14 protein-coding genes are annotated in these 14,109 nt (G+C 40.4%); 12 read left to right on the top strand and 2 right to left on the bottom strand.

From position 1 onward, the window contains the following. Positions 1-432: Panacea domain-containing protein (locus PYS60_RS06565; protein WP_315569706.1), on the top strand; the 432-nt coding region annotated here is incomplete at its 5' end. A 249-nt stretch (positions 433-681) separates the two neighbouring features. Further along, positions 682-1,410: a thioredoxin family protein gene (locus PYS60_RS06560; RefSeq protein WP_315569704.1), complete on the top strand. Its 729-nt coding sequence runs from the start codon at positions 682-684 to the stop codon at positions 1,408-1,410. Between the two features lie 129 nt (positions 1,411-1,539). Here PYS60_RS06560 and PYS60_RS06555 read toward each other — a convergent pair whose 3' ends face one another. Further along, the gene (locus PYS60_RS06555) at positions 1,540-3,003 is read right to left on the bottom strand and encodes a M18 family aminopeptidase (RefSeq protein ID WP_315569702.1); all 1,464 of its coding nucleotides are present in this window, start codon (positions 3,001-3,003) and stop codon (positions 1,540-1,542) included. 90 nt (positions 3,004-3,093) lie between these two features. Next, positions 3,094-3,600 (bottom strand): NUDIX hydrolase, encoded by a 507-nt coding sequence (locus tag PYS60_RS06550; protein ID WP_315569700.1) that lies wholly within the window; start codon positions 3,598-3,600, stop codon positions 3,094-3,096. A gap of 85 nt (positions 3,601-3,685) precedes the next feature. On the opposite strand from PYS60_RS06550, the gene PYS60_RS06545 reads away from it, so the two are divergent. The 10 genes from PYS60_RS06545 to PYS60_RS06500 all read left to right on the top strand — a co-directional run bounded on the left by PYS60_RS06545 (position 3,686) and on the right by PYS60_RS06500 (position 14,079). Next, positions 3,686-4,486 carry an exodeoxyribonuclease III gene (locus tag PYS60_RS06545; protein WP_315569698.1) on the top strand — a complete coding sequence of 267 codons (801 nt, stop codon included), beginning with the start codon at positions 3,686-3,688 and terminating at the stop codon, positions 4,484-4,486. 302 nt (positions 4,487-4,788) lie between these two features. Continuing rightward, a complete protein-coding gene (locus PYS60_RS06540) occupies positions 4,789-5,349 on the top strand; it encodes a hypothetical protein (protein WP_315569696.1) in 561 nt (186 codons plus the stop codon). A 490-nt stretch (positions 5,350-5,839) separates the two neighbouring features. Then, on the top strand, positions 5,840-7,132 hold the full coding sequence (locus PYS60_RS06535; RefSeq protein ID WP_315569695.1) for an ATP-binding protein: 1,293 nt from the start codon (positions 5,840-5,842) through the stop codon (positions 7,130-7,132). Positions 7,133-7,231: 99 nt separating this feature from the next. Continuing rightward, positions 7,232-7,417, top strand: coding sequence for a transposon-encoded TnpW family protein (locus PYS60_RS06530; protein WP_315569693.1), 186 nt, complete (start codon positions 7,232-7,234; stop codon positions 7,415-7,417). 274 nt (positions 7,418-7,691) lie between these two features. Further along, on the top strand, positions 7,692-8,213 hold the full coding sequence (locus tag PYS60_RS06525; protein ID WP_315569691.1) for a hypothetical protein: 522 nt from the start codon (positions 7,692-7,694) through the stop codon (positions 8,211-8,213). A 12-nt stretch (positions 8,214-8,225) separates the two neighbouring features. Continuing rightward, positions 8,226-8,786 (top strand): hypothetical protein, encoded by a 561-nt coding sequence (locus PYS60_RS06520; protein ID WP_315569689.1) that lies wholly within the window; start codon positions 8,226-8,228, stop codon positions 8,784-8,786. Positions 8,787-8,943: 157 nt separating this feature from the next. Beyond that, a complete protein-coding gene (locus tag PYS60_RS06515; RefSeq protein WP_315569687.1) occupies positions 8,944-9,537 on the top strand; it encodes a hypothetical protein in 594 nt (197 codons plus the stop codon). 231 nt (positions 9,538-9,768) lie between these two features. Further along, the gene (locus PYS60_RS06510) at positions 9,769-10,581 is read left to right on the top strand and encodes a hypothetical protein (protein ID WP_315569685.1); all 813 of its coding nucleotides are present in this window, start codon (positions 9,769-9,771) and stop codon (positions 10,579-10,581) included. A gap of 47 nt (positions 10,582-10,628) precedes the next feature. Then, complete coding sequence (locus PYS60_RS06505; RefSeq protein WP_315569683.1) at positions 10,629-13,397, top strand: hypothetical protein; 2,769 nt, start codon at positions 10,629-10,631, stop codon at positions 13,395-13,397. A gap of 97 nt (positions 13,398-13,494) precedes the next feature. Beyond that, positions 13,495-14,079 (top strand): hypothetical protein, encoded by a 585-nt coding sequence (locus PYS60_RS06500; RefSeq protein ID WP_315569681.1) that lies wholly within the window; start codon positions 13,495-13,497, stop codon positions 14,077-14,079. Positions 14,080-14,109: the final 30 nt, after the last annotated feature.

Below are 14,109 nucleotides of genomic sequence, written 5' to 3'. Positions count from 1 at the left end.
TGTCAGGGTATATCTTGTGTATTAAATGAAAAGCCTTTATTTTCAGAACAATGTCAAGCATGGGTTCATGGCCCGGTATTTCCGGAAGTATACGAGTTGTTTCGCAACTTTAAATATAATCCGATAGAAGACAAACGCTTCATCGCATTTGCTGCTGTTGAATCGGAACTTACTGAGGATGAGCGAAAAATAATTGATTTAGTTGTTGCTACGTTTGGAAAATATGGTGGCAAAATGTTGGAAAAAATTACACATGCAGAAAAGCCGTGGCAGATTGCTAGAGAAGGGTGTGCGGTTGATACACCGTCACAAAATCAAATTACATTAGCAAGTATAAGGGAGTATTACGAAGATAAAAATGCCCAATACAATTTTGCCCGGCCGGAGGGAATAAAAAAATATATTGCCGATACTATAGGCGTTGCGGCTTAAGTAAGCACTTGAGTAAGCAGAAAAAATCCTCTTTATTTTCTCAGAAGTCGGAAAATTCGGCATGCAGCGTTTTGGCAGTGTTCGAAACCCGAGAATGAAACACATAGACCTTTACGGGTTTATGTGTTTTTTTGTTGTCACTTTAGCACTATCAGTTACGTATTAATTGATATTCTACTATTGATTTTTGAATGTGCTTTTTGATATTATTTTAATACATAATATTTGATGAAAGGAGGTTATTGAAGTATGCGAAAGAGGGGACTTTGTTTGTTCTTACTGACTGTATTCTTATTTTTAGGGAGTTCAGCTTGTTTGCAGGCAAAAGATTTGCAATCTTTAACTGAATTGGAAAAATACAGCGGATACGTTTATTTTACCCGTCCTACTTGTTCCAAATGTGTTGATTTTTCTCAAGTCTTGCAGACAACTTCGGCGGCCGAAGCACGGAATTTACGTTATCTGGATACCGATTTTTGGCGGAAAGACCCTAATTTTACCACAATTATGCAAAAGTACGATATTAAGGGCGTTCCGAGTTTGTTGTTACTTGAACAGGGGAAGATTGTCAGTCGTTTTTTAACGGAAAATACGGAAGAAGAAAAGGTGAAAAATGATTTGCATTTTTTCCTGGAAGCGAATCGGAGAATTTTAGGTAATATGCAATTTATTGCTAAAGTCTATTTCTTATTGACGGCATTGTCGATCTTTAATTTGTTACAGTTGTTATTTGGTTTGCCGAGGCCTTTATTTTGGCGTAATTGGAAGCAACAATTGTTTCGGCTGCTTGGCTTGATTGCCGCTTTAATTCTACCGTTTCTTACTATGATTTTATGGCACTATGAATGGTCATGGACAGAAACATTCAATCTCTTTCAACCTGTAAGATGGCCGATGTTAACAGCGCTTATAGTGGTTAATATTGTTGCGATTGTAGCTGCAGTCAGTGTGCGGGTTGAGAAGAGTGAAAGGGAGTAAAGTGGAATATGATTACTCATAAATGTAATCCGTAAAATTGCAATTAAATAAAAATCCTCTTTATTTGCACAAAAACCGGAAAATTCGGCTTGAAATAAAGAGGATTTCAGTTGTTTAATTAATCAAAGCTCAAATCAGCGGTTTGCGATAGAACATCTCACACATAACTTTAGCATAGTAAGAGTCGAGAACACCGGCCAGCTCACGGCAGGAATGCATTGCCAGAATCGGATTGCCGATATCGACATTACTTATAGGCAAATAAGCCGTGGTAATCGGTCCGATTGTCGTGCCGCCGGGCAAGTCCGTACGATTCATGAAGGTCTGCAAAGGTACGCCGGCTGCCTCACACACCAAACGGAAAGAAGCGGCGGAAGCGGCATCGGTAGAATATTTGCCCGGATTAATTTTCAAAACCGGTCCTTCATTCAGACGCGGACGATTCGTAGCGTCGGCATATTCAGCATAGTTAGGATGCACGGCGTGCGCCACGTCGGCGGAAATCATAATCGAATGCTCCAGAACCTCGGGGAATTCAGCTTGCGGCATGCCCAAACTCAGACAAATAGCCTCAATTGTTTGCCTTAGCCAGATAGTATCAGCGCCCTGCTTGGTGTTGGAACCGATTTCTTCATTATCCGCCAAATACAGAACTTTCAAACCGTCAAACTCATTTTCCTTAAAAGTCCGGGCGAATTTGCCGTCAGCACTGTTAGCAGCGATAAAGCCGTAAACGCCGGGGATAGACATGCCCAAATCATCCATACGGGAAGAAGACATCAATTCTTCATTCAGGCCGACGAAACAAGGAGCTTCGCAGACATAGGTGCGCAAATCGTAATCGAGAATATCTTCCATGGGACAATTCAGTTTTTCACTGATCAGCTGTTCGAAGACCTGCAAGTCGGTACCGCCGTTATCGACACAGTCGGATTCCTGCTCGCAAACTGCAGCATAATTGGCAGCCCGAGTATAACTGGCAGCAGCCGTTTTGACTTTCTCGTTCCGGGACAGACCGAGGAGCGGCAGTAAAACTTTTTGCTTCTCAATTTTGACGCCGTCATTAGCGGCCCGGTTGAAGTGAATAGCTAAGCTCGGCAAAACGATTTTCAAAGGTGCCAAGTCGACTAAAACACTTTTGTAAGCTGCTTGATCACAGTGGCTGCGTAAGGTGACTATACCGGCTAAACCTAAGGGCCGGTCGAAATAACTGTTCAGCAGAGGTCCGCCGTAGACGGAACAATTGACAATTAATGTTCCCTCTTTTTCAATTAAACTGTTGGGCTTGATCTGCAAAGCCGGGGAGTCCAAATGCGAACCCCAGATACGAGCGCCTTTTTGGTAGCTGTCTTTGCCGATAGACCAGGCAATCAGGGACGAATCGTTGATGGTGATGAAATTTTTATCGCCGACTTTACTGTTAACCAGATCGCCGGCTTGAACCTTGTGGAAGCCGTTAGCTTGCAACAGTTCTCCGGCTGTAGCGCAGGCTTGCCAGGCGGCAGGACTTTTAGCGACAAAGTCCAACATGTTCCGGCCCATTTGGCGTTCTTCCGAACTTAAAGGCTTTCTATTAATGTCAAAATTGCTCATAAAATATCTCCTTTATGTGCTGCTCATATGTTCAATTAGAGTATATAACTTTTCCGCTCCTTCGGGGCAGCTTTCTTATTTTTTTAGCGGTCAAATATGAACGTCTTTGTCGACACTTAAATCGACAGGGCCGATATTCGGCAGCAGCCGGCGAAATGGCGTTAAGTCCAGCATTGCCCGCATAATCGGCAGTAGTTTCAAGCTCAAAGCTTTATGACCTGTAACCCAAACGAGTTCCGCCGCCTCATTGGCCGGAAATTTCGGGCGATTGTAATCCGAACTGCGGGCCTTAACTGCTTCGCTCAAATTTTCTGCTTCGAGTTCTTCGGCGAAAACATGGAGGGGAATTTGACCGATACTGTAATCGACATGACATTCGTAGATAAGTTGAGGTCGCTTTAGAGTGTAGCTTATTTCTTCCAGAGTTTCCCGTTTCACTGTCTGCAACAGAGATTCGCCGTCTTCTCTCTTCCCACCCGGCAGTTCGTAATAGCCGGCGGCAAATTTTCCTTCTTTGCGTCGACCTAAAAGAAATTCGCCGTACTTGTTGTATAAAAGAATAACGGCGACATCACGTACAGGTTTAATTTCAATCATTTTAATGTGCCCGAACTTTCGTTATAATGTTGACATTATTATACACTGTCGCTTGACAGGCGGCAGGTGAACGGCGGGAGTGAAAATGCTGAAATTTGTATCTTTTAATGTGAATGGGTTACGGGCAATTTGGAAAAAGAATTTCCCGGCGGATTTTGCCGCTTTGCAGGCTGATGTTTTCGCTTTGCAGGAAACGAAGTTGCAAGCCGGGCAGATGAGCGATCAGCCTTTTCCTGATTATCAGGCGTATTGGCATTATTCTACTGTGAAAAAGGGTTATTCAGGTACGGCAGTGTTCAGCAAATTACCGGTGCTTAAGGTACGATACGGGATAGGCGATGAGGCTGTTGATGCGGAAGGCCGGGTTTTGACTTTGGAATTTCCGCAATTTTTCTTTGTTACGGCGTATGTGCCGAACTCTCAAGACGGCCTGAAACGTCTGCCTTTCCGCTTGAATTTCGAGGAGAAGTTCGCCGATTATCTGCAAAGTCTGGATGTTGAGAAACCGGTTATTGTTTGCGGCGATTTGAATGTCGCGCATGAGGAGATAGATTTGGCTAATCCCGACAGCAACCACTTTAATCCGGGATTCTCCGATGAAGAACGGTCCGCTTTCAGTCAACTTCTGGCGCGGGGCTTTGTTGATACTTTCCGTTTGTTGGCGCCACAGGAGAAATGTTACAGCTGGTGGTCTTATCGTACTCGTGCCCGTGAAAGAAATATCGGGTGGAGAATTGATTATTTTCTGGTGTCGGAGCGTTTGGTGCCGGCTGTTAAAGGTGCGAAGATTTTGTCCGATATTATGGGTTCGGATCATTGTCCGATTGAGTTGGATTTGGACGAGACATTTATTGCCGCTTGTAATGAGGAGAAAGAATTGCAGTAGTTGCGTAGAGATTTGAGTTTGAATTGTTCGTCAGCCCGCGTAAGTTTTATGCGGGCTTTTTTACGTTTTTTTGTAGGTGGCAGTGGGGATAGGTGACGGAAAACGGGAAATGAGCGGGCATTGACGCAGAAAAGTTGCTAATGATATAATTTAATAAAGAAAGCTCGGAGGGAAAGAATATGAAGGGAATTAACATCCATAGGTATAAAAACGGCGATATAGTTTTCCCTGTGCGGTTAGTATAGTTTTATTCAGCTAATCGGCTGATTTTTACCATTTCAAGAAAGTAGAAGGATAATATTATGAAAATATTTGATAATTCTCGACGTAAATATCTTATTTTGCCGGCTTTATTGATAGTTGTCTTGGGAATATGCCTTTGTTACTTCCGTTTCGGCAATAAAGACACGAAAAACATACAAATACCGAAAGAATGGGTCCTGTTTGAGGGTGAAAAATTTACTACTGACGTTGTAAATCCTGATGGCGGTTACCAGGATTATGTTGAAATATATAAACTTGATCATCTACGTAGTAATGAGGATGTTTTTGCCAAAATTAAAGCGGCCAAAGATAGCGGGACTACAGATAAGAACTTGGATAAATATCCCTTACTTCACCTGAAACTGGTAGATAAAAACATCAAAATGTACCATCGTTATGACTGTTTTGTAGAATACAAGGACCAGCAGAAACAAGAATATTTGGGAGAATTGCTGCAAGCGGATGATGCACTGACTGATTTTGTTTTATTCAAACAGCAAGATAAGCAAATTATCCGGATGAGTAAAAAATGGGGCAAGTATCAGGCTTTTTATATTGTTGTAGGCGGTAAGATTTATTTAGCAAGACCATTAGCGTAATTCTTAATATTGCGTTTGTACAGGCGGGTGTATTAGTTCAATACATTACAGCTGCAGCTTGATAAATTTCCGTTTAGATATTGGCATTTATTTTATAACTATTACTTAATTGGGTTACAATCTGTAACCCAATTGTCGGATGTTGAAAGAAAGATAAAAAGTATTCCTTTGGGACACAATCAAAGGATTATGTATAAGTGTAAAGATGTCAAAGAGGCTGCTATTAATCTATGATAATTTCACCCTGTAACTAACCAATTAAAATTTCACCCCCCAGGTAACGAACTGTTGCCGGGGAGGATTATAAACAAAGTTAACTTGTTTATATTGAAACAGCGAGTGTGTGAAAATTCGAAGATAGAATAAAAAACATATTATGCCACGCAAATTATTCCTTATGACTGCGATTACTCTTTAACGGTGATAAAATATACACAAATAAAAAGCGTGGCAAAATATATAAATTATTTACAGAGAAGGGGTGCGTGATATGATTATAGAAAGAAAGCAATATTTAGATGAACTAATTAAGAAAAAGGATAACGGAAGAATTAAAATCATCACAGGTATCAGAAGGTGTGGTAAGTCATATTTGTTGTTTGAACTATACAAGAATTATTTATTGAAAAATAGTATAGCTGAAAACCAAATTATTGAAATAGCTCTTGATGACATCGAAAATAGTGGGTATAGAGATCCGTTTAAGCTCAATGAATATATAAAAAATAAGATAACTGATAATAAAAGATATTATATTTTTATTGACGAGATACAATTTTCAAGGTCGGTAAAAAATCCATATATTGATGATGAGGATGAAAAGATTACTTTTGTTGATACATTACTTTCACTTATGAAACGAAAAAATCTTGATATTTATGTTACCGGAAGTAATTCAAAAATGCTTTCTAAAGACATTTTGACACAATTTCGAGATAGGGGAGATGAAATACATTTGTATCCTTTATCATTTGCTGAGATGAGTAGCTGTTATGAGAATAAAGATAAAGCATGGGAAGATTATGTTCTTTGTGGTGGAATGCCATTTGTACTTGAAATGGAAACCTTTGAGGAGAAGAGCAGATATTTGAAAGAACTATTTGAAGAAACCTATATTAAAGATATCATAGATCGAAATCAGATAAAAAATAGTGAGGAAGTATTAGAAGTTTTACTAGATTTTGTTTCATCAGCAGTAGGTTCACTTACAAATCCACTTAAGCTATCTAATAGATATGCTTCGGAAAAGAAGATAAATATATCAAATAATACCATTTCAAAGTATTTAACATATTTTGAAGAAGCCTATGTTCTGTATGCTGCTAAAAGATACGATATTAAAGGCTCAAAATATTTTTCTACACCACTTAAATACTATTTTGCTGATATTGGTCTTAGAAATGCAAGATTGAATTTTAGACAAGTTGAAGAAACGCATATTATGGAAAATATCATTTACAATGACTTGCTAAGAAGAGGATTTAATGTTGATGTGGGTGTTGTAGAATATTTTCCTAACGTGAAGGGAAAAACAACAAGAGTACAATTAGAGGTTGATTTTGTTATTAATAGGGGAAATCTCAGATATTATATTCAATCAGCTTTTGCTATAAACAGTGAGGAGAAGAAAGAACAGGAAAGAAACTCTCTAAAACGGATTGACGATTCTTTTAAGAAAATTATTATTGTTAGAGATAATATAGTGCCAAGATACGATGAGTATGGAATTTACTACGTTGGAATCAGAGACTTTTTGCTAATGGACGATTTTCTTGAAGCATAATTGAATAATTTGGCAATGTCCAAGGTCACAATAAAATGAAACGACTAGAAGATAAAAAATCTAGTCGTTTTTAATGTTTATAAACAGGAGGAAAACTATATGCGAGAAAATAAAAATAAACAGAATACAGGAACAAAAACGATAAAGAAAATCGGTAAAGCAACCTATGAGGTTGTTGTTCACTTTAATGAAAATGCAGCGGAAACAATGCAAGACAAATTAAAACGCATAATTCTTAAAGAAATGGAGAGAGAAAAACATCAAAAAGCGATAAAAAATGATTAAAAAGTCCTTGACAAGTTGTTACAAGGGTGAAATTATCACAGATTAATAGCACAAACTAATACACAGCGTTTGACACTGCAAAGCTGCTAATGATATAATTTAATAAAGAAGCTTGGAGGGAAAGAATATGAAGGGTATTAACATTCATAGGTATAAAAACGGCGATATAGTTTTCCCTGTGCGGTTGCTGTAGTTTTGCCTAATTAGATTTCTGCACGGGGAAGATTCTATTTTATATACTAAATTATTTTGATATTGAATTAGGGAGGACAGTATGAAAAAAATAGTTTCTCTTGTGTTGATGATTTTAGTTTTATTTAGCCAATCGGCTAATTTTTTACAAGCTCAAGACAGTAGCAATTTGTTACAATTAAGAGATTTACCGGAGTATATTTGGGAGTACGAAGAGGATGCTTCCAAAGCAGAAATAGTTGAGGAAGTTGATTATCTTGGACCTTCAAGAGGAATATCCATTCCTGGAGGCGGTTCGGTCATTATTAATACAGATTTGATTAGTGATAAAACAGTTGATGTTTCTTTTTCATTAAGTTTTGGTCTTGCTTCTGCCAGTGTAACGCTTCCTCTAGCGGAGTATGCTAGAAATCGTTATGTTGGGTCAAGCGTAAATATTCCCAGTGACGGCTTTTATGTAATTAAGGTTAAAAGCTGGACTAAAGTAACTCCCATTATTGCTAAAAGAAAATTGCTGGGGTCTAATGATTGGTATGATGATTACATTTATAGTACTAAATGCGAGGTTTTAAGTCTTGAATTTGATACAGAAAGAGTAGATTAGCAGGACAATATTATGAAAATATTTGATAATCCTCGACGTAAATATCTTATTTTGCCGGCTTTATTGATAGTTGTCTTGGGAATATGTCTTTGTTACTTCCGTTTCGGCAATAAAGACACGAAAAACATACAAATACCGAAAGAATGGGTTCTGTTTGAGGGTGAAAAATTTACTACTGACGTTGTAAATCCTGATGGCGGTTACCAGGATTATGTTGAAATATATAAACTTGATCATCTACGTAGTAATGAGGATGTTTTTGCCAAAATTAAAGCGGCCAAAGATAGCGGGACGACAGATAAGAACTTGGATAAATATCCCTTACTTCACCTGAAACTGGTAGATAAAAACATCAAAATGTACCATCGTTATGACTGTTTTGTAGAATACAAGGACCAGCAGAAACAAGAATATTTGGGAGAATTGCTGCAAGCGGATGATGCACTGACTGATTTTGTTTTATTCAAACAGCAAGATAAGCAAATTATCCGGATGAGTAAAAAATGGGGAAAGTATCAGGCTTTTTATATTGTTGTAGGCGGTAAGATTTATTTAGCAAGACCATTAGGATAAAAGAGAGGGAAAGCATATGAGAGGAATTAACATCCATAGGTATAAAAACGGCGATATAGTTTTCCCTGTGCGGTTGCTGTAGTTTTTGCCTAATTAGATTTCTGCACGGGGACGATCTTTTGGTTAGTAATATTGTTATAGAAAGTGATATCTACTTATGAGCAGTATAAAACGTAAATTAAGTGCGGTGGTAATTTCAATCTGTTTTACGGCTTGTGTCGTTGCTTGTGCCAAGCAGGATATGGGAGGGCAAATTATCCCGGTAAAAAATGCGAACTACAGTCCGATTGAAAAAATTTTGTTGCTCGGGCGTGATAAAGATTATTCCTTTTTTAAGATTAAGACGAAGCAGCCGGTGAAATATGATTTGCTTGTTAAAGTTGCTAAAGATGGAAAGTGGGAAGATGCTGCAGCTAAACGCGGTGTAGAATTAAGCGATAACACATATATAATGTTCGGTTTAAACAAGAATCAGGAAGATGCTCCTGTTTTGCAAATTGGAGTGAGCAGTCCGCAGAATACAGCTGTTATTTCGCAAAAGATAAGTGCTCCTGCTTCTAAGGTTAAAAGCGTAGAGCTCTTAGGCAATGAAAGTACCTTAGATACTAAGGAAATAGCCTTGGCGCATTTAACATATATTACTTCTGCTCAAAATGATAATTTAAATAGTTATGCACCGAATCATTATTTGGATAAGCCGGCTTTTACCGGGGATGAATATTTGTTTGTCTTGCGGCGATCTGTCGACTGACAAAAGCGAAGGTTTGCATAACAGGCGGGACGACTTCGGTCGTCTCGCTTTTTTTTATGAAAATGTCCGGGATAAGCGGATTTAGTCTGTTGGCGGTAAAGCGGGAAAAGTAAATTTTCTTTAACAAAAAGCAATTTCATCTGCATTTCATAATTGCCCTTTTCCATTTGATAAAATCTATCTATACGAAGATTTAGGTGATTTTATTTGATTTCAGGAGGAAAAAAGTAGATGAAAAAGACTGTTGCGAGTGTTTTGTTGGGTTTGAGTTTATTGTTTACGCCGTTGACTTTTAATTACAGTCAAGCAGCTGCCGTGGGAGGTGCTGCGAGTCAGGACGTTAATCAGGGGAAACAACAGCACTTGGAGAACTTGAAACAGAAGAAGCAGGACTTGGATCAAAGGTTAATCAAATTACAGGAGAAAGTAGACAATTATCACGATAAGAAGGCGCAGGAAGCTGCGGCAAGCTTTGAAATTTCGAAATTAGAGAAAGAATTGGACGCATTGGGGGAGCAATTAACTAAAGCCGGTAAAAATCCGATGGACGATCCGACATACAAGGCGAAACAAGCTGCTTTTGCTCAAAAAGAAGCGGAATATGCGCCTTTGAAAAGGGAATTTGATGCGTTGGATAAGACTTTTACGCAGGATCAGGCGTCTTTGCAGCAGGCACAGGACCAGATGCGCCAATTGGAGCAACAAATTAATCAGTTGGAACAGGAGTTGCAGCAAAATCCCGGGCAAAATCCGCCGGCCGGAAATCCGCAGCAGGGTCAAGGAAATCCGCCGCAAGCAGGACCGGCAAATCCGCAGCAGGGACAGGGAGCTGCGGCCGGACAGAGTGCCGATCAGGGGCACAAGGCAGCAGCACAGGAGCAAAGCACCGATATGGCAGCCGGAGCAAAGGACAAATCTGTGAACGGCAGTGTTGAGCGGAAAACCGGTAAAGTCGGCAAAACCGGTGAGGCGGCGCAAGTTATAAGCGGTTTAGGTGTTTTGGTAACCTTGGCCGGTACAATCATCGGTCGGCGGCAGAAATAAGCTGCTTTTAAAGAAGAGAACGAAAAAGTGGATAAAGGGGTAAATTTATGAAGAGAAAAGTAACTTTATTGCTCAGTGCTTTAATCGGTTTAAGCTTGCTCGCAGCACCGTTAAGCAATTTGGTCAAAGCGGAAAGTGCGGCGGAAACGGCTGAGAAAGCTGTTAAGGCGGCCAAGACGGAGCTTGAGCAAACAGAAAAAGAGTTGGCGAAAGAAGAGGCGAAGTTGCAAGAGCGGAAAACGAGCACGGCGAATTTAGAGGCAGCTTTGCAAGGTGCGAAGGTGAAAGAAGCGCAGCTCAAAAAAGAAGTAGCCGAGAAGAAACAAGCTTCTGCCAAAAATGATCAGGAAAAGCAAGAGGCGGAAGCAAGTAAGAAAGAGTATGATCCTACTTACGGTAAGCCGACTAAAGAAATTATTCTTAAAAGATTGGATATTATAATTGATCGGACAACTGCAGAACAGCCGAAGCTCAAGCAGGCGCTGACAGAAGCGGAAAAGGCGCTGACTGAAGTTGCTGAAGAAGTGCAGAGCGATGAAGCCAAGGTAAGCGGTGCGAAGCAGGATTTGCAACAGACAGAGCAAAAGGTGCAACAATTACTGAAAGATAAGGAACAAAAAGCGGCAGAAGTTCAAAAGAAGCAACAAGAGTTGGAGCAGGCGAAGAAAGAAGCTGAGAAAAAGCAGGGGCAGGCAACCGTGCAGGAGCCGCAAGCTCCGGCGGAGGCTCAACCGGTGTCAGCTCCGGTTAGAGTTAGATCCAGACGCAGCGTTGCCGGCGGCGCAGATGGGCAAAATCCACCGCCTGCGTTGAATCAGAATCAGCCGAAACAAGCCGAGGACGATAAGACAAAAGAGGCGGAGAAGGCTGTTAAAGAAGCAGAAGCGGCAGTTGAAAAAACTAAAAAAGAATTAGAATCCGAGCAGGAAAAATTGCAAAAAGAAGAAGCTAATTATCAAGAAAAGAAGAACGAAAAAGAAGGCTTTGAAAATTCTTTAAAGGGAATAAAGGCTACAGAAGAACAGCTGAAAAAAGAAGCTCAAGAGAAAGAAAACGCTTATAATCAGAATGAAAAAAATTTGCAAGATGCAGAGACGGAATTAGAACCCTATACAGTTAATCCTACACATGGCGGTAATGTGCGGGAGCAACGCATGAGAGAGATTAACGAAAGAATTAATAAACATAAAAAGGAAAAGTCTACATTAAAACAAGCTTGGGATGATTCAAAACAAGCTGTAACTGAGATTGGCAAGCAAGTTCAACAAACACAGGAACAAGTAACAAAAGCTCAACAATCGTTCCAACAGGCAGAAGAGGCTAAAACGCAACAGGAGCAAAAAGTTCAACAATTAACAGTTACTAAGCAACAGCAGGAACAAACAGTACAGCAAAAGCAGGAGGCGTTGAACCAAGCCAAAGCAGCTGCGCAGAAACAAAATCAGAATCAGCCGCAAGACCCGCAGCAGGATCAGGCTGCCAATCCGGCCCCGCAACAGGATCAGGCGGAAGAGAATTTTAAAAAAGAACTGGCAAAATTAAAGAAGAAAATCGAAAAAGAAATTGCCAAAACCGAAAAAATAACGGAAACAGATGCCAACAAACAGGAAAAATCCGATGTTTTAGCAGGCTTGAAGGCATTAGAACAAGCTTTGAATGAATTGGAGAAAAGTCAGGACGCAGTTGTCGAAAAACAAACAAAGCTAAAAGATAACACCAATACTTTGAAAGGCTTTGAAACAAGAACTAAAACTCTCAAGGCCCAAGAAAAAACACCGTTTGATTTAGCTGAGGAAGAAGCTAAAGCCGAATTGAGCAAAGCCCAAGATGCTCAAAAAGAATTTGCTCAAACAGCTGCTTCCACCAAAGATAAAGCTGACTTGCAGAAAGAAATCGGCGACTTGGAAGCAGAACTGGAAGAGATTCGTCAAAACAAGCACCTCGACGATGAGCAAAAAATAGAAAAGGTGCAGGAAGTAAAGGATAAAATCGCTAAGGCCCTGCAAAAGCCGGCCGAAATTAAAGCTCAGATGCAGACTTTGCAGGAAAGAGTGACGGAAATCAAACAAAAAGCTGCAACTTTGAAACAACAATTAGAGGCGGCAAAACAGCAGAACAAAGCTTTGGCTGCTCAGATTGAACAACTGTTGGAAGAGCAGGAACAAATTTTAGGCAAATTGGATAACATTACCAATGACAAAGACACCGCTATTGCAACCTTACTCAAAGATGTGCAGAAAGAACAGGAAGCTTTGGATCAGGCAGTAAATAAAGGCAACCAGATTCAAAACGACAATCAGGAATTGGCAAAACTGCAGGCGCAATATGAACAAAAATTGCAGGAATTGACCAACTCGCTGAAAGCTGCGGACAAGCGTTCACCTTCCGCTACGGAAATTGCCGCTATGCAGGAGAAAATCGACAAATTCGCGAATGATTACAAGGCTATTCTGGCAGACGGGACGAGCAGTTTGGCAGAGAAAAAGCAGAAATTGCAGGAAGTTGAAAATAAAAGCATGACTTTGGCCCAAACTTTGGAGCAGTTTAAGACCAAAACTCTCAGTCAGATAGCAACGGAGCAAGCAGATAAGCAGGCAAAAGCCAAAAATACCGACAGCAATCAACAGGCTGACAAAGCTGCTAACAAGCAGGAAGCTAATCCGACTACCGGCAATAAAACGGCGGAACGTGAAAGTAAAATGGCGAATAAACGTAAAGTTGCCAAGACCGGCCAAGCGGCTGACAGTGTCGGAGCTATCGGTTTGATTCTCGGACTTATAGCTTTCGCCGCCGAAATGAGACGGAAGGACTTGTAATTCGCCCGATCTTCTGTATAATTGAAGTTAATTAACTCGATGAAAAGAGTAAGACCTGTGTCTTGCTCTTTTCTTTTTAAGAGCGTATAGGACAGGTATGAGAACGAAGAATAAGTACGAAGAACAGGCAGTTACATTGTGTGCGGCCGCTGTTGCCGCAGCCGGTTATGAATTGTTGGAAGTTAATTATCGCCGGGAAGGGCAAGAGAAATATCTGACTTTTATTATCGACCGTCGCGGCGGTATCGGGATTGAGGATTGCGAAACGGTGAACAATATTGTCGAACCTTTATTGGATGCGACCGATATTTTCAGCGAGGCCTACAATCTTGAAGTTTCCTCAGCCGGATTGGATCGACCTTTGCAGACGGAGGCTGATTTCAAGCGCTATTATGACAGCCCGATAATTTTGAGTACTTATAAGAAGTTTGCCGATTGCAAACAGTTTATCGGCTGTCTGCAGGCTTATGCCGACGGTGCAGTGACCTTGTTGTTGGATTTTGCGGCGATGGAGAAGCTGCTGGGCAGGAAGGCGTTCAAATCTTTCCGGCAAAATTTGCAGACGGAAATGGCCGCAGTCGCTGCAGAAACGGAAATTGCAGCTGAAGCTGATTTGGCGGACGTGTCTTTGACTTTTGCCCCGAACGAGTGGAGCAGTGTCAAACGTTATTATGAATTTTAATGTGAAATATACAGTTCGGAGTGTTCCGAA

The organism is Amygdalobacter indicium (genome assembly GCF_029101545.1).
Classification (GTDB): Bacteria; Bacillota; Clostridia; order Saccharofermentanales; family Fastidiosipilaceae; genus Amygdalobacter; species Amygdalobacter indicium.
This window is presented reverse-complemented; position numbering and strand designations above follow the sequence as displayed.